The following is a 23,009-nucleotide window of genomic DNA, read 5'->3' on the forward strand; positions in this document are numbered from 1 at the left end:
CCTGCGTGTGTCGGTAGGCCACTGATCGATCAGTGGCGACGTGCTACGGCCGGCCACATCGCGATGCCAATCAACGACAGCCCCGTGCATCGCGCGGGGCTGTGTCGTCTCTGGCCCATGCGGCGCGCAGCCGCAAGGTACGGTCTCGTTCACAATCCGCTACAGGCCCGGCGCTAGGCTGATTCAGCCAGCGGATGACAACGCCAGCAACTTTCGGCACTGTCATGCTGTCTGATCCGTTCACCGCCCTTCTTTCGTCGGCCTCGTGCCGAGAGCCATTCGATGACCTACAACGTTTCTTCGTGCATGAAGGCCGGCCTGCTGGCGCTGGTGTTGACCACTCCGATGGCCTTGCTTGCACGCGCCGATACTGCGCTGCCCGCCGCCGCCACGCCCGACCAGGCGACGGCCACCAAACTCGTCTACGGCCTGCTCTCCGACAGCCGCTATGCCTACCGGCCGCGCACGCTGGACGAGGCGATGTCCAAGGACGTGTTCAAGCGCTACCTGGAAACGCTGGATGGCGGCAAACAGTTCTTCACCCAGGCCGATATCGACAGCTTCGCGCCGCTCCAGGCCGGCGTGGGCGACGCGTTGCGAGGCGGCAACCTGGAGCCGGCGTTCCAGGTGTTCTCGGTCTACAAGAAGCGCGTCGATCAACGGGTCAAGTACGCGCGCGACCTGCTCAAGCAGGACTTCGATTTCAGCGGGAACGACAAGTTCGAGTACGACCGCAAGGACGTGCCGTGGGCTGCAGACGACAAGCAGTTGGACGTGCTGTGGCGCCAGTCGGTGATGAACGATTGGCTGCGCCTGAAACTGGCCGGCAAGAAGCCCGACGACATTCGCAAGACGCTGGACAAGCGGTATGTGGCACTGGCCGATTCGGTCAAGCAGCTCAAGGGCGAAGATGTGTTCCAGTTCTTCGTCAACGCCTATACCAATGCCGTCGACCCGCATACCGATTACTTCACCCCGCGCACTGCCGAAACGTTCAACCAGCAGATGTCACTGTCGCTGGAAGGCATTGGCGCGCAGCTGCAGAAGCAGGACGACATGGTGGTGATCCGCGAGGTGATCCCGGGCGGTCCGGCGGCGGTGGACGGCACGCTCAAGCCGGGCGATCGCATCGTCGGCGTTGGGCAGTCCAAGAATGGCGCGATCGAAGATGTGATCGGCTGGCGCATCGATGACGTGGTGGCCAAGATTCGCGGCAGCAAGGATACCCAGGTGCGCCTGGAGTACATCCCGGCCGAGTCGGGCATCGACGGCAAGCACCGCACGGTGACTCTGACCCGTCAGAAGGTGCGTCTGGCCGAGCAGGCTGCCAAGGGCGAAACCATCACCTTGCCGGCCACCGGCAGCGAGCCGCAGCGCCGCATCGGCATCATCAAGCTGCCGGGCTTCTACCAGGATTTCGAAGGCCGTCGCCGTAACGCAACCGACTACGCCTCGGCCACGCGCGACGTCGCCAAGCTGCTGGCCGGCTTCAAGACCGACAAGGTCGATGGCGTGGTGCTCGACTTGCGCAACAACGGCGGTGGGTCGCTCGACGAGGCGATCGAACTGACCGGCTTGTTCATCGAGCAGGGGCCGGTCGTGCAGGTCCGCGAATCCGGCGGCCGCGTCACCGTCAACGGTGACAGCGACCCCAAGGTCGCCTGGGACGGCCCGCTGGCTGTCTTGATCAACCGCGGCTCGGCGTCGGCATCGGAGATCTTTGCCGGTGCCATCCAGGACTACGGTCGTGGTCTGGTGATCGGCGAAACCAGCTTCGGCAAGGGCACCGTGCAGAACATCGTCGACCTGGACCGTTGGCCTGCTGCCGAAGGACAGCGGTATGGGCAGGTCAAGTTGACGATCGCGCAGTTCTTCCGCGTCAGCGGCTCGAGCACCCAGCACAAGGGTGTGGTGCCGGATATCGCCTTCCCGGCCAGCGTGGATGCCACCGAGTTCGGTGAGAGCACCTACGACAATGCATTGCCGTGGACGCGGATCGCCGCTGCGCCGCACACCCAGTACGGCAACTTCGCACCGCTGCTGCCCAAGTTGCAGGCTCTGCACACTGCGCGCATCGCCACCGACAAGGAATTCCAGTGGTGGGAAGAAGACGTCAAGCAGTTCCGCGACGAAAAGGCCAAGAAGTACATTTCGTTGAATGAGGCCGAGCGCGTTGCCGAGCGACAGAAGCAGGATCAGCAACGCAAGGATCGCCAGCAGATTCGCAAGCAACTCGGCCTGCCGCTGGATCCGCTTGCCGAAGACAGCGACGACGGCCTGACCGGTAACGAGCGCGACATCGTCAAGGACACTGCACGCGAAAAGGCCGCCGAAAAGCGTCCGGATCCGCTGCTGCATGAGTCGGCGGCCATCCTGGCCGATGCGCTGGGCTTGCTGTCGCAGGACAAGCCGTTGTCGGCGCAGGTGCTGCCGAAGTCGACCGCACCGGGACGTTGGGCAGACTGAGCCAGACTGCCGATTCAATGCATGGGCGCCACCGCTTGCCGGTGGCGTTTTCATTTGGACAGTAGTGTTGCCGCTGGCAGCGTCTCAGGCGATGGCCTGCCAGCAGGCCTGCAGGCCGAGCAGCAGCAAGGTGCCGAAAAATATCCGGCGGAATGCCTCGGGAGAGATGCGGCGTCGCAGCTTCGTACCGGCCCACACTCCCAGCGCGGTGGGCAGCAACGCCAGCAGCGATGGGAGGCCGGCCGAGAGCGGCACGCCACCGTGCCAGACCAGTGCGATGGCCAGCGCAAGCGTTGCCGTACCGAAGCACGCGGCCAGTGCGCGGATCAACACCTCGCGTGGCAGGCCCAGTGCAGAGAGGTACGGCACCACCGGGAGGACCAGCACGCCGGTGGCGCCATTGAGCAGGCCACCGACCAGGCCGATCAGCGGGCTGCCCCAGCGCTCGTGACGTGGCGGCAGGGTCCATTGCCGGCGGGCAAGCCCCAGCAGGGCATAGGCAACCAGCAGGACCCCAAGTGCGCCGCGCAGGTAACGCGGATGACCGCCAATCATCAACCCGGCGCTCAACCAGGTGCCCGCCACCACCATCGCCAGCACCGGCCACAGACGCCGCAACAGCCCGGTCGCAGCGGGCCCCCAGGCCTGCTGCAGATTCGTCACCAACGAAGGCAGCACCAGCAGCGCGGCGGCTTGGCTGGGCGGAAGCCACAGCCCCAGCAACCCCATTGCCACCGTTGGCAGCCCCATGCCGGCCACGCCTTTGACCGCGCCAGCCAACAGGAATACCGCGGCAACCATGACCAGCTGCGAGACGTCTTCATTCATGGGGAGCAGCATCGGCGCGGGGGCGGTGCCCGGCAAGCTGTCTTTGTTTGAGGCAGACTTCGGCCACACCGAAGGCTGGAGGTGCAGATGCAGGTGGAATTCACCGACTTGCGGATCTTTGTTGCGGTGGCCGATACCGGCAGCATCACCGCCGGCGCCGACCGCGTGGCGCTGTCGCTGGCGGCCACCAGTGCGCGTATTCGCGCGCTGGAGCTGCAGGTCGGCGCGGCCCTGTTCGAGCGTGGCCGGCGGGGCGTGACGCTCACCGCCGCCGGCCAGGTCCTGCTGCGTCATGCACGGGTGCTGGCACGGCAGGAACAGGCGATGCGCAGCGAGCTTGGCGATTACGGTCTTGGTGGACAGGTCACCCTGCGATTGGCCGCGAACACCGCCGCACTCTCCGAATGGCTGCCCGAGTGCGTCGCGGATTTTCTGCTGGCCCATCCGCGGGTGGACCTGACCCTGGCCGAATGGGGCAGCGAGGAGGCGGCCGATGCCGTGCGCGACGAACGTGCCGACCTGGCCGTGGTGGCCGGGCATGCCGACTTCACCGGCCTGCAACGGCGCCCGTTTCGGCAGGATCGCCTGGTGGTCGCGGTGGCTGCCGGCCATCGGCTTGCCGGCGCCGGCAGCCTGCGCCTGGCCGATATCGCGCCGATGCAGTTGCTGGCGTTATCGGCCGACAACGCCTTGCAGCGCCACCTGCGGACGCATCTGGCCCGTGCCGGCGTGCAGCTGCGCATCCGCGCACGCGTGCCGGGCATCGAAACGCTGTGCCGCATGCTGGCACGCGGCGTGGGTGTGGCCATCGTGCCGCACGCGGCGCTGGCTTGCTCCAGTGTCAGGCAGCAGCTGGCGGCGGTACCGCTGGAGGAAACCTGGGCGCGGCGCGAGCTGTCCATCATCTGGCGCGACGCCCCCTCGGCCACCCTGCAGGCCTTGCTGGAATGGCTACAGGCCAGCGCCGCGAACGCCGGAATTCACCCGGCTTGATCACCGCAGCGCTGCGTGCATCGGCTGGACCGTGTCACCGCCGGCGCGCGCGCCGGCTGCCGGCCGCTGGCTCTTGCGCGCTCTTGTCCTCAGCGTGGCCAGTCGAACTCGGCCATCACCGGGTAATGGTCCGACGGCAGAATGCCACCGGGACGATCGTCCAGGGTCGCGAAGCGGGTAGGACGCAATCCGCGATACAGGATCCAGTCGATGCGCCGAGTCGGGTGCGTGGTGAAGTCCTGGAAGGTGTTTTCCGGCCCGCTGCGCTTGCTGGCCTGTGCACGTGCATCGCGAAGTACCGCGGTCAGCGTGGGGTAGGTGATTTTGTCCGGATCGCTGTTGAAGTCGCCGGTCAGCACCACCGGGACAGTGGCGGGCAACTGCGCGATGCGCGACAGGATCAGGCGCGCGCTGCGCTCGCGGGCGGGCTCGTCCTCATCGCGATACGGAAAGTGCGTGTTGAACAGATAAAAGCGGCGTTTGTCGCTGCGTCGCTCGAACAGCGCCCAGGTGGCCATGCGTGGCAGCACATTGCCCCAGGTAATGCTGCCGGCGCGTTCGGGAGTGTCGGACAGCCAGAAGTTGCCCGACTCCACCACCTTCAGTACACGCGCGTCGTAGAACACGCCCATGTGCTCGTCGCTGTCATCGCCGCGCCGGCCCTGGCCGAACCAGCGGTAGTCGGGCAACTGTTCGGCCAGAAAGGCAGCCTGTTCGCTCACCAGTTCCTGCGTGCCGAACACGTCCGGATGCGTCTGTTTGATCAACGCGACCATGGCAGCGCGACGCACCTGCCAGCGTTTGTCGCCATCGGTATCGGCCGGCACGCGCACGTTGAACGACATGACCCGCAGTGGCGCGGCCGGCGTGACAGCCAGCGCGGGTAAGGCGATACACAACAGTGCACCGATTGCGAGAAGGCGGCGCAGCACCTGCGCGATGGAGCGTGGCATGCAGGGAAATTCCTTGAAGAACAAGAGCGCCGAGTCTAGCCAGAGATGATGACCGCTGCGTCACGGCGACGACCACCGATGCAGAGGCAAGTGGCCGCTTGACGCCATCGTGCATCGGCGTAGCATTTGCACTAGGCAGGCGGACAGACCGCCAGCCCACCACTCAACCGTGAGGGATTCTCATGGCAACACCGTACGATTATCTTGTGTTCATCGGGCGTTTCGAGCCCTTTCATAACGGCCACGCCGCCGTCGCCCGCCATGCGCTGGGCAAGGCGAAAAAGCTCATCGTGCTGATCGGCTCGGCCGACACGCCGCGCACCATTCGCAATCCTTGGACCGTCGCCGAACGTGCGGTGATGATCGAATCCGCGTTGCCGGACGAAACTGCGCGGCTGATCGTGCGCCCGCTACGCGACCATCTCTACAACGAAAGCCTGTGGATTGCCGAAGTGCAGCGGCAGGTTGCCGAAGCGGTGCAGGCCGATGGCGGCTCGCTGGATGCGAACATCGGTCTGATCGGCATGGACAAGGATGCCAGCAGTTATTACCTGCGTGAGTTTCCGCAGTGGCCGCTGGAAGATGTGCAACACACCGCAACGCTGTCTGCCACCGAATTGCGCCGCTACCTGTTCGAAGCCGGCGACATCGGTTTTCACGGCGGCCTGTTGATGCTGCGCGGCAATGTGCCGGCGCCCGTCTACGACATGCTGGAAGCGTTCCGGCGCAATTCCCCCAGCTACGCGCAGCTGGTGGCCGAATACCGGTTCATCGAGCAATACCGCGCCGCGTGGAAAGACGCGCCATATCCGCCGACGTTCGTGACCACCGACGCGGTGGTGGTGCATTCGGGCCACGTGCTGCTGGTGCGGCGTCGCGCCGAACCGGGCAAGGGCTTGTGGGCATTGCCCGGCGGTTTCGTCGGCCAGGAGGAAGGACTGCTGGACTGCTGCCTGCGCGAGCTGCGCGAGGAAACCCGGCTCAAGCTGCCGGTGCCGGTGCTCAAGGGCTCGTTGCGTGGCAAGCAGGTCTTCGATCATCCCGAACGCAGCCAGCGCGGACGCACCATTACCCATGCGTTCCATTTCGAGTTTACGGCCGGCGAGTTGCCTGCGGTGCGCGGCGGCGACGATGCCGACAAGGCGCGCTGGATTCCGATCGCCGAAGTGATGGCGATGGGCCCGCGCCTGTACGAAGACCACCTGCATATTCTTGAATTCTTCCTGGGTCGTGGCTGACGCGCGCAACGACGACGTGCTGCCGCGATACCACCAGGGCCGCACATGCCGTGACCGCTTGAACCGTGACCTCCCGCCGGCGGACAGACCGCCGGTTCATTCGACGCGAAGGAGCTTCCGTCATGCATTACCTCGATAACCTGCTGCTCAACACCGATAGCTACAAGGCCAGCCACTGGCTGCAATATCCGCCCGGCACCGACGCGTCGTTTTTCTATGTCGAATCACGCGGCGGACTTTACGAGCAGACCGTGTTCTTCGGCCTGCAGTCGATCCTGAAGGAAGCGATCAACCGGCCGGTGACGCACGCCGACATCGACGATGCAAAAGCGTTGCTGGCCGCGCATGGCGAGCCGTTCAACGAAGCCGGCTGGCGCGATATCGTCGACCGGCTTGGCGGTCAGTTGCCGATCCGCATCCGCGCGGTGCCCGAGGGCGCCGTGGTGCCAACGCACAACGTGTTGATGACCATCGAGTCCACCGACGCCAAGGCGTTCTGGGTGCCGTCGTATCTGGAAACCTTGTTGCTGCGCGTGTGGTACCCGGTGACGGTGGCCACGGTGAGCTGGCAGGTGAAGCAGATCGTGCGCGGCTACCTGGAGCGCACCAGCGACGATCCGGAAGGGCAGTTGCCTTTCAAGCTGCACGATTTTGGCGCGCGTGGCGTGTCCAGTCTTGGCTCGGCCGCGTTGGGCGGTGCCGCGCATCTGGTGAACTTTCTCGGCACCGACACCTTGTCGGCGTTGCTGCTGGCGCGTGCGCATTACCACACGCCGGTGGCCGGGTATTCGATTCCCGCTGCCGAGCACAGCACCATCACCAGCTGGGGCCGCGAGCGCGAGGTGGATGCGTATCGCAACATGCTGAAGCAGTTCGCGCGTCCGGGTTCGATCGTGGCGGTGGTGTCGGACAGCTACGACATCTACCGCGCCATTGCCGAGCATTGGGGTACCACCTTGCGCGAGGAAGTGATCGCCTCCGGCGCAACGGTGGTGATTCGTCCGGATTCGGGCGACCCGGTGGATGTGGTCGAGCAGTGCCTGCTGTTGCTGGACGAAGCGTTCGGCCATCAGGTCAATGGCAAGGGCTACAAGGTGCTCAACCATGTGCGGGTGATCCAGGGCGATGGCATCAATCCCACCTCGCTACGCGCGATTTTGGAGCGCATCACCGCCGCCGGCTACGCCGCCGACAATGTCGCCTTCGGTATGGGCGGTGCGTTGCTGCAGAAGGTGGACCGCGACACGCAGAAGTTTGCGTTGAAGTGCTCGGCGGTGCGCGTGGACGGCCGGTGGGTCGATGTCTACAAGGACCCGATCACCGACCAAGGCAAGCAGAGCAAGCGCGGCCGCCTGACCTTGCTGCGCAACCGCAACGATGGCAGCTACCGCAGCGCCTTGCTCGATGAGATGGACGCCTACCCCGACAGCGAAGACGCGCTGGTGACGGTGTGGGAAAACGGCGTGTCGCAACAGGAGTGGACGCTGGAGCAGGTGCGCGCGCGTGCCAACGCCGCACGTCGCTGACGCGCGGCGCGCAGGGTTCGCCATGCACGCTTCCATCGACGACATCTCCTTGTTGCCTGCTTCGGCGCTGTTGGCGCGCCTGCGCGCCGCAGCACCCCACCTGCAGCGGCGCGTGCCGCTGCAGGACGAGGCCAGCCGCTGGCATGCGCTGCGCATCGGCGCGCGCACCTATCGCGCAGCGTTGCCGATCACCTTTACCCCGTATGCCTCGGTGCGGCCGTGTTCGGCGCGCTGCGGGTTCTGTTCGGAAAATCTGCGGCAGCACGGCGGCGGTCGTGCGGCAGCGACGTTGCGACCCGGGCCTGCGTATTTCCAGCAGCTGAGCGCTGTCTTGCAGTTGCTGCGCGATGTGCCGTTGTCGTATTCGTTGTCCGGTCTGGAAATGACCGACGATGCGGCGTGGTTGCAGACCTTGCTGCGGACCCTGGCAACCACGCCCAATGGCCCGCGCGTCGAGCAGCGCGTGCTGTACAGCAACGGTGCCGGGCTGGCGCGTGCGCACGGTGCGCGCTTGATCGAGGCGCTGGTCGCGTTCGGGCTGTCGTGGGTCGAGCTGTCGCGTCACCATCGGCTGCAGGAGCGCAACGACGCGATCATGCGTTTCCGCCCCGACGAGCCGATCGCCGATGTGGCGACCTTCGTACAGACGGCACGGCGGCTGGCAGCACGGCTGCCGCTGCGACTGGTCTGCATCGTGCAGCGCGGTGGCGTGGACAATGCCGACGCCGTTGCGCAGTACATCGCGTGGGCGCGCAGCTGCGGCGCCAGCCAGGTGATCTTTCGGGAATTGTCGCGGTTGGACGATGCCTATCGCAGCAACGGCACGCTGCGCTACATCGGCGAGCACCGCGTCGGCGTGGACACACTGCTGGAGGAGTGCATGCAGCAGCCCTGGTGGTCGCGCTGGCAACCCGATGGCCTGACCGAAGGCTATTACTTCTGGAATGTGCGGCTGCGCGATCAGACGGGCTTGCAGGTGGTCTTCGAAAGCGCCGACTACGCCGCGATGCATGCGCGCCACGCGACCGGCGATCTGTACAAGCTGGTGTTCTTCGCCAACGGCCGTCTCTGTGCGGGCTGGGATCCGGAGGCCGATGTGCTGTGGGAGCCCACCGATGGATGAGTTCGATCGGCGCAGCTGGTGGATGCCGGCCCCGGACGAGGCCGCCTGGGCGCTGCCCGACGATCTGCGCGCGGTCGACCCGCTGAGCGGGCGCGATTGTGGCTGGGTCAATCAGATGCGCCCGTTTGTGCGCCATTTCAGCCGGCCGGGCGAGCAGGTGTTCGACCCGTTCTGCGGCTTTGGCAGCACCTTGCTGGCGGCCGCGCTGGAAGGCCGCAACGCGCATGGCATGGAAATCGATGCGGCACGTGCGCAGTTGGCACGAACGCGTCTGGCGCGGCATGCGGTGGCGGCGCCGGTGGTGGTCGGCAGCCTGGCCGATATCGCGCCTGCGGCCCCGATCGACCTGTGTCTGACCAACGTGCCGTATTTCGGCTGCCACTGGCATGGCGACGTGCTGCCCGGGCAGCTTTATGCGAGCAGCGATTACGCCAGCTATCTGACCGGCATGCGCGCGGTCTTCCATGCGCTGCGCAAGCAGATGCGGCCGGACGGCGTGGGCGTGGCGATGGTGCAGAACGTGGTGGTCGGCGGCCGCGTGATTCCGCAGGCCTGGGATCTGGGCCGCATCCTGGCCAGCCTGTTCACCCTGCGCGAAGAGCGAGTGCTGTGCTATCGGCGTCCGGCCGCAACGCTGGCGCATGCCAAGACACAGAGCGATCGCAGCCACGAATACGCACTGATTTTTCAGCATTGTCGTGCCCGGCTGGATCTGCAGCAGGCTGCGCAATTGCTGCAGGCGGTGCAGGCACAGGGCCTGCCGGTCGTGGTGCATGGCAGCTACGCGCGCTGGCTGGCGTCGCCGACCTCGGTGCCCGAAGGCCCGGCCGATCTGGACCTGATGCTGCGTGGCGAACAAGCGCTGTGGGACCGCCTCACCCTCTGGCTGCAGCAGCAGGGCTTCGCGTTGAGCCTGTGGGGCGAACCGTGCCGGGCGCCGGTGGCACTGGCGGTGGTGCGTGCGCACCACTACCTGCGTGCCGAGCGCATCGGCGCCGATGGCCGCCGCCTGCAGGTAGACCTGCAATTGCCAGTGGATGAACCGCCGTTGCCCTGACCCGGCAGCGCGACGCCGCGCGCACACGGGTTGCCGCTATGCTCTGTGCCGGTTTTGGATGCCGGAATCTCCCTATGTCTTGTTCTTCCCTGATCGCGCGCGGCGCACTGCTTGGCGCGCTGGCAACCCTGGCTGGCTGCGGCGGCAGCAAGGGCGACACGATGCTGATGCGCGAGTCGTTCAATTCCGATGACACCTATTCGCGCAGCGTGGCGGCCAGTTCGCCGCAAGCCTGCGAGGCGGCGCGGCGTGTGCTGTTGAGTCAGGGCTACGCCGTCACACGCGCAGATGCCGCCGCGGTGGAAGGCAGCAAGAACTTCCAGCTCAAGGAAGCAGACCAGAGCGAACAACTCAATCTGCGCATTTCCTGCGCCAGCCAGGACGGCGGCAAGGCGCAGGTCTTCGTCAGTGCGTTGCAGGACCGTTACGCACTGAAAAAGAGCTCCACCTCGGCCAGCGTGGGCGTCGGCGTGCTGGGCTCGTTATCGTTGCCGGTCGGCAGCAGCGGCGATTCGCTGGTGCGCGTATCCAGCACCACGGTGCAGGATGCGGCTTTCTACAAGCGCTTTTTCGAACGCCTGAATTCGTATCTTCCCAAGGTCACCGAAGCGGCACCTGCTGCGGTGAGTGCAGCGCCCGCACCTGCACCTGCAGCCACACCAGCGCCGGCAGCTGCGGCCGCGCCTGCCGCAACCACCACGACGTCGGCAGCTCCTGCTGCGGCTCCCACCACGGTTGCACAGCCTCCGGTTGCGCCGTTGCCCGTCGAAGCGCAAGACCCCCCACCGGCACCGGCGAAGGTGCCGCAAACCGAGCCTGCCACGCAGCCGTGATGGCGCGGTTCACGCTCCGCTCCAAAGCCTGAATAGCGACTGCGCGCTTCACGTTGTGTTCTCGACCCAGCGGCCAGAGTGCGCCCATGCCTCGCCGAGCGGGCGAGAAACGTGGAGAACAACGATGAAAATGCGCACCTCCCTGCTGGGTATGTCCCTGATCGGCCTGATGGCGACGAGCACTTTCGCACAGGCTCAAAACTACGCGCATCAGCAGCGCTATACGGAAGCGGACGAAGGTCGCAGGTTCAATGACGGCACCCGCGTGCGCTGCCGCAATGTCGAAGTGCAAAAGAACTCGACCGACCCGAACCGCATCGGCGGTACGCTGGCCGGCGCTGCAATCGGTGGCCTGTTGGGCAACCAGGTTGGCGGCGGTAACGGCAAGAAGCTGGCGACCGTGGCAGGTGCAGTGGCGGGTGGCGCGGCAGGCCGCACCATTCAGGGCAATCGCCAGCAGGCCAACGGCAACCGCCAAGTCGAGCGCGTCTGCGAACGTCGCTGAAGTTCGGTGCGGCGATTGGTCTGAGTTGAGTCCTGCAAGCCCCGGCCATGCCGGGGCTTGCTACGTTTGAGAGTGGCGTCGTGCCGACGATTCATTGCGTATGCCATCGATGAGTGTTGTCCACGCGCATGGCAGTTCGTCATCGCGCGCACCATCGGCGCCGATGCCGCCGCGGCATGCGCGCCTGCGCCGGCTTGCCGCGCTGGCATGTGCAAGCGGTTTGCTGGCGGGGCAGCTGCTGCAGGTCGCCGATGCTGCACCGAGCCAGACCGCACGTGCTGCCAGCGCAGAGTGCCTGGAAGCACTGCTGCGACGGCTGGGCTGGACCATCCAACGCGCCGCAGTGAGCGAACCTGTACTAAAGCGTGGTGAACCGTGTACGCGCGGCACGCTTGCGCAGGCGCAGGCCTCCGGCGATCTGCACCTGACGCTTCCAGCCGATTGGAACACGCACCAGCGCGGCGCAGCGCTCACCGCTGTGCTGGACGATGCAGCCACGCACTGCGCCTACGCGTTCGAACTCGGTGCAGCCACCCGCCGCGCGGTCACGCAATTGCAGAACAACCCGCGCTACCGCTTCTCGGCGCTGCAGCTGGGTTGGGTCGGATTCGGCTGGCGTGGCGCAGCGGCGCAGGGCTGGAGCGGTTTTCGCAGTTTCGGTCGCGGATATCAGCCGCGCGGCAGCAATGCGCGGGCGCTGGATGCGTTCTATCGCGGCCAGGTGCGTTCCGAGTGCGGCGTGGGCCGACAAGTGGCTCAGCTCGCCACCCAGCGCGAATTGTTCGGCGATGCCGGGTTCGATGACGTATTTACGCCTGGCGAATTGTCGATCGGCACGTTCCTGACCTTGCACGATACCGACAGCATCCTGCTCGGTGCGCATGCCGGCGACTTCTTTGCCGACGGCAAGGCGGTGAAAACCTCACAGCTCGGGCGGCAGGCGTTCGTGGGCGCACCAGGCTTCATCGCGCATGTGTTCGATAAGTCCTATCTGGATGACATCCACAATCAGGCCGAGAATTTCGTGGTGGTGGATGTCAGCGATGCAGCCGCGCAGGCGCTGGCGCGGCACGGTGGCTTTGCGTACTACGACGCGCGCAACCGGCAGATCTGGGAGCTGGCCAAACAGTTGCGCGGGCCAGGCAAGCGCCGCTTCGAGCGTCTGCTTTACGAGCGTGATGCAGCGCTGCGCGCCACGCTCGACCCGCAGCAGCAGACCCAGCTGCAGCAGTTGCAGGCGCTGCTGGACGACCCGTTCTACCAAGGCTTTTGGGTTTATGTGCACCCCAAGGGCACCAAGCCGATCGGCTACCACGTGGCACGCCTGCTCGACCGTAACCCGCGCACGCCGTACGCCATCGACCTGACCTTGCACAATCTGCGCACCACCTTGTACTGGCGATGGATCGACTGGCAGCTGCAGCAGTGCAGCGCCGCCACCGTCGCGGAACAATCCATTGAGAATTCCGCCACGCCAGCGTACGCCGAGCGTGGCACCCTGCACTGATCAGATCATGAGGAGCGATTATGGAACTGGGTATGGTGGGACTGGGCCGCATGGGCGCCAACATGGCCGAGCGCCTGGTCAATGGCGGGCATCGCGTGCATGGCTACGATCCGGGCGCGAACGCGCGCACCAGCGCGCAAGCCAAGGGCATCGTCACCGCCGATGCGCTGGCAGCGTTGGTGTCGGCACTGCCGAGCCCGCGCGTGGTGTGGCTGATGGTCCCGGCCGGCAAGATCGTCGATGACACGCTGGCGCAGCTGCTGCCCCTGCTGCAGGCCGGCGACATCGTCATCGATGGCGGCAATTCGTACTACAAGGATTCGCAGCGGCGCGCGGCGTTGCTGCAGGACAGCGGCATTGCCTTTGTCGATTGCGGCACCAGCGGCGGCATCTGGGGTCTGCAGGAAGGCTATAGCTTGATGGTGGGTGGCGACGAAGCGGCGGTGACGGCCTTGCATCCGATCCTGGCAACGCTCGCACCGGCGCCGGACAAGGGCTGGGGGCGGGTTGGCCCGAGCGGTGCAGGCCACTTCACCAAGATGGTCCACAACGGCATCGAATACGGAATGATGCAGGCCTATGCGGAAGGCTTCGCGCTGATGCAGCACAAGGCCGATTTTGCGCTGGATCTGCACCAGGTTGCCGAAATCTGGCGCGATGGCAGCGTGGTGCGTTCGTGGTTGCTGGACCTGACGGCCGATGCGTTGACGCATAACCCGACCATGGCCGGCATCGCGCCGTTCGTGGCCGATTCGGGCGAGGGCCGCTGGACGGTTGCCGAAGCGATTGATCTGGAAGTCTCGGCACCGGTCATCACGTTGTCGCTGATGGAACGGCTGCGCTCGCGCGACAAGGATTCGTTTACCGACAAACTGCTCGCAGCGATGCGCAACCAATTCGGCGGCCACGCGGTGATGACCACCACCCCGGCAGCGCCGACTATCGGTAGCAAGGACGCGTAAGGACTTGGATGCAACCACGGTGCGCGCCGGGACTACGGCGCGCGCTGTTGGAAGTGCAAAACCGTTGCAGCGTGATCAACCGCGCGCGGCATCCAGCCACTGCACTCGGCCGTCCGCAGCGCTGCGTTGCGCAAGGTCCACCAACCGCATCAGTTGCACCGCATCGCTGCTGCTGACCGGCGCTGTGCCGGTGCCTGCCAGCGCGTCGCGAAAGGCGGCGTAGCACTGCCGATAGTCGCCCGGCAGGTTGTCGGGCTGATGGGTGTGGACGCGGCCTTCGTCATCGACGCGGGTGAGCGTGCCCGGTAACGGGTCCACGCCCCAGCCGACCGTGCCGGGGCGACGGCCGGCGCGCAGCTGGTCTTCCTGCGTATCCAGGCCGTGCTTGAGATAACTGCCGCGCGTGCCATGCACGGCGAAGCGCAGGCTGCCATCGGCCACCAGCGATCCCGCGTGCAGAATCACGCGCAGCCGAGGGTAGTGCAGGGTGACGTGGAAATAATCCACGCTGCGCGCCTGGTCGCGCTGACGTTGCAGATCCGCGCCAATGCCCTGCGGCATACCGAACAACTGCATTGCCTGATCGAGCAGATGCGGGCCCAGGTCGTACCACAGTCCGGCACCGGGGCTGTCGCTCTCGCGCCAACGGTCGCGCACCTGCGGGCGATAGCGGTCGAAGTGCGAATGAAATTCCACCACCTCGCCCAGCTGGCCTTCTTCGATCAGCCGGCGCACGGTGAGAAAGTCCGCATCCCAGCGGCGATTCTGGAACACGCTGATGATGCATCCCGCCGCATCGGCGGCATCGACCATCTGCTGCGCTTGCGCCGCATCCAATGCAAACGGCTTGTCCACCAGCACATGCTTGCCGGCGGCCAGGGCTTTCAGCGCGAAGGATGCATGGGTGTGGTTCGGGGTGGCCAGCACCACGGCATCCAGTGCCGGATCGGCCAGCGCACTGTCCAGATCGGCCACCACGGTGACGCCGGGAAAGTCGGCCTGTGGCTGTTGCGGCTTGGACGACACCACGCTGTGCAACTGCAGGCCGGGGGTGCTTGCGATCAGCGGTGCATGAAAGGTGCGGCCGACATAGCCATAGCCGACGACGGCCAGATTGAACAGTTTAGGCATTGAAAACGGTTCATCGCAACGACGGAGGGAGCCCGCATGGTATTGCACCTGCCCGTGTGCGCAGGGTTCACAACCTCTGCATGCAACGGTCACGTCTGCTCGACGAGCGCCACCGCAAGCTGCGCCCACATTCAACAGGAGGTGCTTGGTATGAAGAACATGACGCATGCACGCAAGCTGCTGGCTCTGTCGCTGTCGCTCGGTCTGACCCTCGGCGCGTCGCAGGCATTTGCGGCACCGCAGGAACATGCCGACCACAAGGACCACGCTGCCGGCATGAACGAGTCCAAGAAGCCGGTCACCGACACCTGGATCACCACCAAGGTCAAGGCCGACCTGCTGGCGACCGACAATGTCTCGGGTACCGACGTGAAGGTCGAGACCAAGAACGGCATCGTGACCCTGACCGGCGCGGTTGCCACCCAGGCCGAGCATGACAAGGCCGTTGCCGTTGCCAAGGGCATCGAGGGCGTCAAGAGCGTCAAGTCGACCGGCCTGAAGGTCACCGCTGCGAAGAAGTAAGCGCAGCTGCTGCGAATGCCGGGCCGCCGAGGCGAGGCGGCGACCCGAGCACCAGGCGCACTCCACGGAGTGCGCCTTTTTTGTTTTTGATGAACCGGCCGGCAAGCCGACAGCTGGCAGGGCGCTCGCGCCATTTTCACGCATGCTGCACGTATGCTATGCCCATTCAGCTATGTCACAGACTGACCTGATTTCTCTGAATCATTAATCTGGCAAGCTGCGTGATCGGAGACAATGCCGGTCAGCCCTTGGCCCTGCAGCGAGTGCAATTCGGTCCAGCAATGCAAACAACGGTCCAAGCAGACAAGTGGGATCGCTGGCGCCTGCCTCTGTTGGCGGCCGCCGTGTTCCTGATTGTGGTGGTGCCCTCCTTGTTGCTGCAGCAGATGGCCCGCAACGCCAACCAGGCCGCGTCCTGGGTGTCGCATAGCCAGGAAGTGCAGGAGACCGCGCAGCGCCTGGAGGCGGCGATGCGCGATACCGAATCGGCGGCGCTGATGCGCTCGCATGGCGTGGAGCGCGAGGCGCTGAACGAGCGTATGCGCCGCGGCCGGCGCGAATCGCTGGCCGCCGTGCAGCGACTGATCGAACTGACCAAGGACAACCCCGCCCAGCAAGTACGCATGGGGCGCATCCAGAGCACCATCGAACGGCGTCTGCTGTTGGCCGAGCGCATTGCGGTGACCACTGCGCCGGAGCAGATACGCGCGCTGATCAACGACATGACCCTGAACAACCCGATCCGTGTGCTGATCGACGACCTGCAGAGCGCCGAAGGCCGGTTGCTGGCGCTGCGCAATGCGCGCGCCGCAACCGAGCGCATGCATTACGCGGTGCTGAGCTGGGCGGCGCTGGCGGTGCAGTTGCTGTTGCTGGGCACGGTGACCTGGCTGCTGCAGCGGCAGATCCGCCGCCGGCTGGCGGCCGAGCAGGAATACCTGCGCGCCAACGGGCGCGCCAGCTCGGTGCTGCAAACCGTGCGCGAGCCGATCGTGCTTCTGGATGCCAGCCAGCGCATCGTGCTGCATAACCCGGCCTTCGCCGACCTGTATGGCCTGGAAGAGCGCGGCAACGAATTGATGCCGCTGGAAGAGGTGGGCGATGGCGTCTGGCGCGATGCGCAGATCCATCAACGGCTGGCGGACGTGTTGTTGCGTGGACGCGAGTTGTGGGATTTCGAACACGAGCAGCGCGCCGCCGACGGCGTGCTGCGCACCATGTTGATCAATGCACGCCGCATGCCGCTGCCCGACAGCACAGACGAAGACGTGGTGCTGATGACGGTGAGCGACATCAGCCTGCAGAAGGCCGCGCAGTTGCGTATCCAGGAGCTCAACCGGCAGATGGAAGGCAAGGTGGAGCAGGTCTCGGAAGTCAATCGCGAGCTGGAAGCCTTCAGCTACTCGGTCTCGCACGATCTGCGCGCACCGCTGCGGCACGTGGCCGGGTTCTCCGACAAGCTGGCGCGCCATCTGGGCGATGCGGCCGACGAGAAGTCGCGCCATTACATGGAGGTGATCAGCAGCTCGGCGCGGCGCATGGCCTCGCTGATCGACGATCTGCTGGTGTATTCGCGCCTGGGCCGCGGTGCGCTGCGCCTGCAGGCGGTGGACATGCAATCGCTGGTGGCCGAAACGCGTGCGATCCTGGATTCCAACGTGCAGAGCGAGAACACCGGCCACCGGGTGGAATGGCATATCGCGCCGCTGCCGGTACTGGTTGCCGACGAAAACATGATGCGCCAGCTGTGGATGAACCTGCTCGGCAATGCGGTCAAGTACAGCGCCAAGCGCGAGGTGGCCAAAATCGAGGTCAGCTATACGCCGATGTCCGACGGCGGCCACCAGTTCAGCGTGCGCGACAACGGCGCCGGTTTCGATATGGAATACAGCGGAAAATTGTTCGGTGTGTTCCAACGTTTGCACAAGGCCAGCGAATACGCTGGTACCGGCATCGGCCTGGCCAGCGTGCGGCGCGTGTTGACGCGTCACGGCGGCCGGGTGTGGGCCGAAGGCGTCGTCGACGAGGGCGCCACGTTTTATTTCGTGTTACCTCCTGCGCTTGAAGCGCCCAACCAAGAGTTCATTGCATGACCGCCATCCGTACCATTCTTCTGGCAGAAGACAGCCCGGCCGATGCGGAGATGGCGGTCGACGCCTTGCGCGAAGCCCGCCTCGCCAATCCCATCGTGCACGTCGAAGACGGCGTGGAAGCCATGGACTACCTGCTGCGCCGTGGCATGTTCGCCGACCGCGAGGAAGGCCTGCCGGCCGTGCTGCTGCTGGACATCAAGATGCCGCGCCTGGACGGGCTGGAAGTGCTCAAGCAGGTGCGCAGCGACGAAACGCTCAAGCGCCTGCCGGTGGTGATCCTGTCGTCCTCGCGCGAAGAAAGCGATCTGGCCCGCAGCTGGGACCTGGGCGTGAATGCCTATGTGGTCAAGCCGGTGGACGTGGATCAGTTCTTCAACGCGGTCAAGACGCTCGGTACCTTCTGGGCGGTCATCAACCAGGCACCGGAGCTGGACTGAACCATGCCGCATGAGGGGGGCAACCTGGAGCAGCTGAAGATCCTTCTGGTGGAAGATTCACCGGAAGACGCCGAGCTGTTGTCCGATCAGTTGCTCGAGGCCGGACTGGATGCGGCATTCGAGCGCGTGGACAGCGAGCCGTCGCTGCGCGCCGCGCTGGACGACTTCCAGCCGGACATCGTGCTGTCGGACCTGAGCATGCCGGGCTTTTCCGGCCACCAGGCGCTGCGCCTGGTGCGCCAGAACGGCGCCACGCCCTTCATCTTCGTCTCCGGCACCATGGGTGAGGAGACCGCGGTCAAGGCGCTGCAGGATGGTGCCAACGACTACATCATCAAGCACAACCCGACGCGTTTGCCGAGCGCGGTGATCCGCGCGATCCGCGAAGCACGCGCGGATCTGGAACGCCAGCGCGTGGAAAGCGAACTGATGCGCGCGCAGCGCCTGGAAAGCCTGGCGATGCTGGCGGCCGGTCTGAGCCACGACCTGCGCAATATCCTGCAACCGTTGTTGATCGTGCCCGACCTGCTGGCCGGGCGCACCGACGACCCGCAGCTGCGTCAGCTGGCCAACGTGGTGGCCGAATGCGGCCGGCGCGGGCATGAGATGGCCGAGTCGATGCTGTCGTTCGTGCGCGGTTCCAACAAGCCGCGCGAGCAGGTGTCCATCGCCAACCTGTTCCAGGCAGTGCAGATGCTGCTCAAGAGCAGCCTGCCCGATGGGGTACGCCTGCAGATGGACACCATCGCTGCGGATCTGACCATCGAGGCCAACTACACCGAATTGCAGCAATGCCTGCTCAACCTTGGCTTGAACGCGATCCAGGCGATGCCCGAGGGCGGCAGACTGATCCTGGCAGCCGATCGCTACGATGCCTCGCGCGTGCGCATGAGCGTGGCCGACACCGGCGTGGGCATGAGCGATGAAACCCGCGCGCGCCTGTTCAGTCCTTTCTTCACCACCAAGGCCGATGGCACCGGGTTGGGACTGATTTCGTGCAAGCGCATCATCGAAAGCTATGGTGGCAGCATCGTGGTCGATAGCCGGCTGGGCGAAGGGACGCGCTTTGACATGATCGTGCCGATGCGTGCGGTGTCGGCGGCGGTGACCGAAGCCGAACTGCCGCTTCCGCTTGGCCATGGGCAGCGCATTTTGCTGGTGGATGGCGAGGCAACGCGCCTATCGCTGCTGGGCAATGCGCTCTCCAGCCAGGGCTATCAGCCGCAGCTGGCCAGCGATGGCGCCGCGGCGCTGCAGCTGGTGCAGCAGCACGCGATGCCGGACCTGGTGATCATCGACAGCGACATCATCCTGCTCTCGGCCGTGAGCGTGCTGCTGAGCATGCAGGAGCTGGGGTACCAGGGCCCGGCGATCGTGCTGGAAGATGTCGGTGCGCCGTTGCAGCGTGCGCATTTTCCGTCGGATCTGCCAGTGCATGTGCTGCGCAAGCCGCTGGAAATGCGCCGGGTGTTCCGCGCCGTTTCGCATGCGCTGGAAGTGGCCTGACACCACGTCTGCGCGCACCCGGCGCATGTCGATGGGTGCAACGCGATTGCAACAGTTGACGTCCGTGCCGGCCGCATGCGCGAATAACGTATGACCACCGTGCTTCTCAGCCTCGGCAGCAACGTCCAGCCGACCCACTACCTGCGCCTGGCTGTCGCCGCCCTGCGCGCACGCTTTGGCCAGATCGTCGTGTCACCCGCGTACCGCACGCCTGCGGTGGGCTTCGAAGGGCCGGACTTCGTCAACAACGCGGTGGTCTTGCAGACCGATCTGGAGCTGGACGCGCTGGATCACTGGCTGCATGCACTGGAAGATGCGCATGGGCGCGATCGCAGCGGCCCGCGTTTCAGCGACCGCACCCTGGATCTGGACGTGGTGTTCTTTGGCGACCGTATCGTCGAAGGCCCCGGGCATCTGCGCATCCCGCGGCCCGAGCTCAAGCACGCATTCGTGCTCAAACCGCTGGCCGACATCGCGCCGGACTTCGTCGACCCGCTGAGCGGGCAGGCGTTGGCAGCCCTGTGGCAGGCGCACCCGCAGTACGGCAGCGCGTTTGCCACGGTGGAGCTGGATGCGGCTGCGCCGCAGTTGAGCGTCACGCAATAGTGCTGTTCTGGCAGCGCGGTTGAGCGCGGCCGAGCACGCGCGCACGTAGCGCAAGGACGTGTGCAACCGTCCGGCAATGCCGCATTCGGCGAGGTGGCAACCGGGCGCACGTGCATGACACGGGGGGCGTCCCTTTGCAGCGAAAGTGCGCAGGCCCCGGAAGCGTCGTTCAACTGAGCTGGCGGCCGCCATCGACGTGCAGGGTATGGCCGGTGACGAAGCTGGCCTCGTCCAGCAACCAGCGCACCGCTTCGGCAATTTCCTCCGGCGTGCCGATGCGCGCCAGCGGCGTACGCGCGAGCAACGCCTGCTTGGCATCGGCGGACTTGCCTTCTTCCGGCCACAGGATGGCGCCAGGCGCGACCGCGTTGACACGCACGTGCGGCGCCAGTTCCAGCGCCAGCGAACGGGTCAGCATTTCCAGCGCGCTTTTGGAGGCGCCGTACAGCGGGTGATTGCGCATCGGCTGCTGCGCGTGCAGATCGGTGAGGTTGACGATGGCCCCGCGGCGCTGGCGCAACTGTGCGGCGGCCGCTTGCGCGATGAAGAACGGCGCGCGTGCATTGACCGCAAACAACTCGTCCCATTGCGCTGCAGTGGCCTCGCCAATGGCGGTGGAGTAGAACGCCGAGGCGTTGTTGACCACCCCATCCAGGCGACCAAACGCGGCGACGCAGTCGGCCACCAACTGCGCAGGTGCGTCGGGCAACCGCAGATCGGCGTGCAAGGCCTGTGCGCTGCCGGCACGCTGGGCGCACAGTTCGGCCACGCGAGCGTCCAGCACCTCGGCGGAACGGTGTGCGTGCAGTGCAACGCGGTAGCCGGCAGCGTGCAGCGTGGTGGCGATCTGCGCGCCGATGCGGCGGGCGGCACCGGTGATCAACACCACCTTGGAACTGTCTGTCATGGCGTACTCGCTCGGCGTTGCGGAGGGCTCGGCTATCCTGTGCATTGTCCCCGCAACCGGTGCCCGCATGCACGCCGACCTTCCCACACCCGATCCGGACGCGCTGGCCCACAGCGACCGGCTGGCTGCGCATGTGCGCGCCGAAATCCAGGCCGCCGGCGGTGCGATCCCGTTCTCGCGCTTCATGGAGCTGGCGCTGTATGCGCCTGGCCTGGGCTACTACAGCGCCGGCGCCAGCAAGTTCGGCGAGGCCGGCGATTTCGTCACCGCCCCGGAATTGGGGCCGTTGTTTGCGGCCACCGTCTCCGGCGCGTTGGCGCCGGTATTGCAACAGCTCGGGCCGCAAGCGCGGGTGCTGGAAGTGGGCGGCGGCAGCGGCGCGTTTGCCGAAGTCACGCTCAAGCGGCTGCTGGAACTGGACGCGTTGCCCGAGCGCTACGCGATCCTGGAGCCCAGCGCCGACCTGCGCGAACGTCAGCGCGAGCGGTTGGGGCGCAGCCTGATTCCGCCGGTGTTCGATCTGGTGGAATGGCTGGATGCGCCGTTCCCGGACGATTGGGATGGCGTGCTGTTTGCCAACGAAGTCATCGACGCCTTGCCCACGCCGCGTTTCGCACTGCGCGATGGGCAGGTGTATGAAGAAACCGTGGTGCTGGATGCCCAGCAGCACTTCGCGCGCGGCGAGCAACCGGCCGATGCGTTGCTGAGCGCGGCCGTGCGTCACCTGGAGCGTTATCTGGAGCAGCCGTTCGCCGATGGCTATCGCTCCGAGTTGCTGCCGCAGTTGCCGTACTGGATCCAGGCGGTAGCCGGCGGTTTGAAGCGTGGCGCGATGTTGTTCGTCGACTACGGTTACCCGCGCGGCGAGTTCTATCGTGCGCAGCGCGAGGACGGCACGTTGCGTGCGTTTTACCGGCATCGCATGCACGAAGATCTCTACCGTTGGCCGGGCCTGCAGGATCTGACCGCATCGGTGGACTTCACCGCGTTGGCCGAGGCAGGCACCGGCGCAGGTTTCGAGCTGGCCGGGTATTGCACGCAAGCAAGCTTCCTGCTCGGCAATGGGCTGGACGCATTGTTGGCGCAGGCCGATACGCGCACCGATGAAGTGGGGCGCATGCGTCTGCGCGAACAGATCAAGCGGCTGACGCTGCCCAGCGAGATGGGCGAGCGCTTCCAGGTGATGGGCTTCTCGCGCGATGTCGATTTTGCCCCGGCATTCCTGTCCGGCGATCTCACATGGCGGTTGTGAGTTCGGCACTCCGGCCGTTTCACCGGCCGCGGTTGTGGGTGGGCGTGTGGATCGCGGCAATCGTCGTGGTCATTGCCGTGTGCCTGGGGCCGCCGCCGGAGTTTCCGGAGTTGCCGTCCAACAGCGACAAGGCCGAGCACTTCATCACGTTCGCGTTGTTGTGCTGGGGAGCGGTGCAGTTGTTTGCGACCCGGCGCGCGCTGGCGTTGGCTGCGTTCGGATTGGTGTTGCTGGGCATCGGCATCGAAATCGCGCAAGGCGCGCTGACCACCAATCGCAGCGCCGACCCGTACGATGCATTGGCCGATACATTAGGCATTCTCGTCGGGCTCTGTCTGGCATGGACGCCGTTGCGATGTGTGATGTTGCGGATCGATCGGCGCCTGTTTGGACAGCGGCGACGGTGACTGAACGATGCCTCGGCAGGCCAGGCGCCTGCCCGCTGCCGTAAACGGAGCCAGGCGGCGACGCGATCCTGATCAACCTGGCAGCGTATTTCCGCAGCGATCTGAAGCATCGTGCACCAGGACCGCTTGCGCCAAGCAGCGTGCCGAAGCCGCGGCG

The 23,009-nt window shown here is 65.7% G+C and carries 21 protein-coding genes; 17 read left to right on the forward strand and 4 right to left on the reverse strand.

Annotation, left to right across the window (positions count from 1 at the left end; translation table 11 throughout):
- The first annotated feature begins 306 nt into the window (after nt 1–306).
- Entirely contained in the window at nt 307–2,466 is a 2,160-nt protein-coding gene (locus J7396_RS14865) for a tail-specific protease (RefSeq protein ID WP_029818618.1), read from the forward strand.
- Nucleotides 2,467–2,550: 84 nt separating this feature from the next.
- Here J7396_RS14865 and J7396_RS14870 read toward each other — a convergent pair whose 3' ends face one another.
- On the reverse strand, nt 2,551–3,294 hold the full coding sequence (locus J7396_RS14870) for a sulfite exporter TauE/SafE family protein (protein WP_209261666.1): 744 nt from the start codon (nt 3,292–3,294) through the stop codon (nt 2,551–2,553).
- Between the two features lie 81 nt (nt 3,295–3,375).
- Here J7396_RS14870 and J7396_RS14875 point away from each other — a divergent pair, with 81 nt between their 5' ends.
- Nucleotides 3,376–4,287, forward strand: coding sequence for a LysR substrate-binding domain-containing protein (locus J7396_RS14875; RefSeq protein WP_031420991.1), 912 nt, complete (start codon nt 3,376–3,378; stop codon nt 4,285–4,287).
- Nucleotides 4,288–4,376: 89 nt separating this feature from the next.
- On the opposite strand, the gene J7396_RS14880 is transcribed toward J7396_RS14875, so the two are convergent.
- The gene (locus J7396_RS14880; RefSeq protein ID WP_071117866.1) at nt 4,377–5,240 is read right to left on the reverse strand and encodes an endonuclease/exonuclease/phosphatase family protein; all 864 of its coding nucleotides are present in this window, start codon (nt 5,238–5,240) and stop codon (nt 4,377–4,379) included.
- 182 nt (nt 5,241–5,422) lie between these two features.
- Between J7396_RS14880 and J7396_RS14885 the strand changes: the two genes are divergently transcribed.
- The 8 genes from J7396_RS14885 (at nt 5,423) to gnd (ending at nt 13,991) form a co-directional block, all read left to right on the forward strand.
- Nucleotides 5,423–6,478, forward strand: a complete 1,056-nt coding sequence (locus tag J7396_RS14885) for a bifunctional nicotinamide-nucleotide adenylyltransferase/Nudix hydroxylase (protein WP_209261667.1) — start codon at nt 5,423–5,425, stop codon at nt 6,476–6,478.
- Nucleotides 6,479–6,600: 122 nt separating this feature from the next.
- Nucleotides 6,601–8,004 (forward strand): nicotinate phosphoribosyltransferase, encoded by a 1,404-nt coding sequence (locus J7396_RS14890; protein ID WP_008577908.1) that lies wholly within the window; start codon nt 6,601–6,603, stop codon nt 8,002–8,004.
- 22 nt (nt 8,005–8,026) lie between these two features.
- Nucleotides 8,027–9,127, forward strand: coding sequence for a hypothetical protein (locus J7396_RS14895; protein WP_071117863.1), 1,101 nt, complete (start codon nt 8,027–8,029; stop codon nt 9,125–9,127).
- Nucleotides 9,120–10,184 carry a DNA methyltransferase gene (locus J7396_RS14900; RefSeq protein WP_071117862.1) on the forward strand — a complete coding sequence of 355 codons (1,065 nt, stop codon included), beginning with the start codon at nt 9,120–9,122 and terminating at the stop codon, nt 10,182–10,184. The genes J7396_RS14895 and J7396_RS14900 overlap by 8 nt, the downstream gene beginning before the upstream one ends.
- Before the next feature lie 74 nt (nt 10,185–10,258).
- The gene (locus J7396_RS14905; RefSeq protein ID WP_008572106.1) at nt 10,259–11,017 is read left to right on the forward strand and encodes a DUF2242 domain-containing protein; all 759 of its coding nucleotides are present in this window, start codon (nt 10,259–10,261) and stop codon (nt 11,015–11,017) included.
- Between the two features lie 124 nt (nt 11,018–11,141).
- Nucleotides 11,142–11,522: a glycine zipper 2TM domain-containing protein gene (locus J7396_RS14910; RefSeq protein WP_008572108.1), complete on the forward strand. Its 381-nt coding sequence runs from the start codon at nt 11,142–11,144 to the stop codon at nt 11,520–11,522.
- A 163-nt stretch (nt 11,523–11,685) separates the two neighbouring features.
- Nucleotides 11,686–13,029 (forward strand): hypothetical protein, encoded by a 1,344-nt coding sequence (locus J7396_RS14915; RefSeq protein ID WP_209261724.1) that lies wholly within the window; start codon nt 11,686–11,688, stop codon nt 13,027–13,029.
- 20 nt (nt 13,030–13,049) lie between these two features.
- Complete coding sequence (gene gnd / locus J7396_RS14920; RefSeq protein WP_011346352.1) at nt 13,050–13,991, forward strand: phosphogluconate dehydrogenase (NAD(+)-dependent, decarboxylating); 942 nt, start codon at nt 13,050–13,052, stop codon at nt 13,989–13,991.
- A 75-nt stretch (nt 13,992–14,066) separates the two neighbouring features.
- On the opposite strand, the gene J7396_RS14925 is transcribed toward gnd, so the two are convergent.
- On the reverse strand, nt 14,067–15,122 hold the full coding sequence (locus J7396_RS14925) for an oxidoreductase (protein WP_071117861.1): 1,056 nt from the start codon (nt 15,120–15,122) through the stop codon (nt 14,067–14,069).
- A 150-nt stretch (nt 15,123–15,272) separates the two neighbouring features.
- Between J7396_RS14925 and J7396_RS14930 the strand changes: the two genes are divergently transcribed.
- From J7396_RS14930 to folK, 5 genes are all read left to right on the forward strand, one after another.
- Nucleotides 15,273–15,644 (forward strand): BON domain-containing protein, encoded by a 372-nt coding sequence (locus J7396_RS14930; RefSeq protein ID WP_008572114.1) that lies wholly within the window; start codon nt 15,273–15,275, stop codon nt 15,642–15,644.
- Nucleotides 15,645–15,925: 281 nt separating this feature from the next.
- A complete protein-coding gene (locus J7396_RS14935) occupies nt 15,926–17,737 on the forward strand; it encodes an ATP-binding protein (RefSeq protein ID WP_008572116.1) in 1,812 nt (603 codons plus the stop codon).
- Nucleotides 17,734–18,174 (forward strand): response regulator, encoded by a 441-nt coding sequence (locus J7396_RS14940; protein ID WP_003482689.1) that lies wholly within the window; start codon nt 17,734–17,736, stop codon nt 18,172–18,174. Before J7396_RS14935 ends, J7396_RS14940 begins: the two co-directional genes overlap by 4 nt.
- Before the next feature lie 3 nt (nt 18,175–18,177).
- On the forward strand, nt 18,178–19,680 hold the full coding sequence (locus tag J7396_RS14945) for a response regulator (RefSeq protein ID WP_011346356.1): 1,503 nt from the start codon (nt 18,178–18,180) through the stop codon (nt 19,678–19,680).
- 90 nt (nt 19,681–19,770) lie between these two features.
- Complete coding sequence (gene folK, locus J7396_RS14950) at nt 19,771–20,286, forward strand: 2-amino-4-hydroxy-6-hydroxymethyldihydropteridine diphosphokinase (RefSeq protein ID WP_071117859.1); 516 nt, start codon at nt 19,771–19,773, stop codon at nt 20,284–20,286.
- Nucleotides 20,287–20,455: 169 nt separating this feature from the next.
- Here the strand turns inward: folK and J7396_RS14955 are convergent, their stop codons facing one another.
- A complete protein-coding gene (locus J7396_RS14955) occupies nt 20,456–21,193 on the reverse strand; it encodes a pteridine reductase (protein ID WP_029818630.1) in 738 nt (245 codons plus the stop codon).
- Between J7396_RS14955 and J7396_RS14960 the strand changes: the two genes are divergently transcribed.
- Both J7396_RS14960 and J7396_RS14965 read left to right on the forward strand, forming a co-directional pair.
- A complete protein-coding gene (locus J7396_RS14960) occupies nt 21,192–22,445 on the forward strand; it encodes a class I SAM-dependent methyltransferase (RefSeq protein ID WP_029818631.1) in 1,254 nt (417 codons plus the stop codon). The two genes, J7396_RS14955 and J7396_RS14960, sit on opposite strands and share 2 nt — an antisense overlap.
- Complete coding sequence (locus tag J7396_RS14965; RefSeq protein ID WP_209261668.1) at nt 22,433–22,852, forward strand: VanZ family protein; 420 nt, start codon at nt 22,433–22,435, stop codon at nt 22,850–22,852. The genes J7396_RS14960 and J7396_RS14965 overlap by 13 nt, the downstream gene beginning before the upstream one ends.
- Nucleotides 22,853–23,009 lie beyond the last annotated feature (157 nt).

This window comes from Xanthomonas sp. A1809 (genome assembly GCF_017746015.1).
Classification (GTDB): domain Bacteria; phylum Pseudomonadota; class Gammaproteobacteria; order Xanthomonadales; family Xanthomonadaceae; genus Xanthomonas; species Xanthomonas euvesicatoria.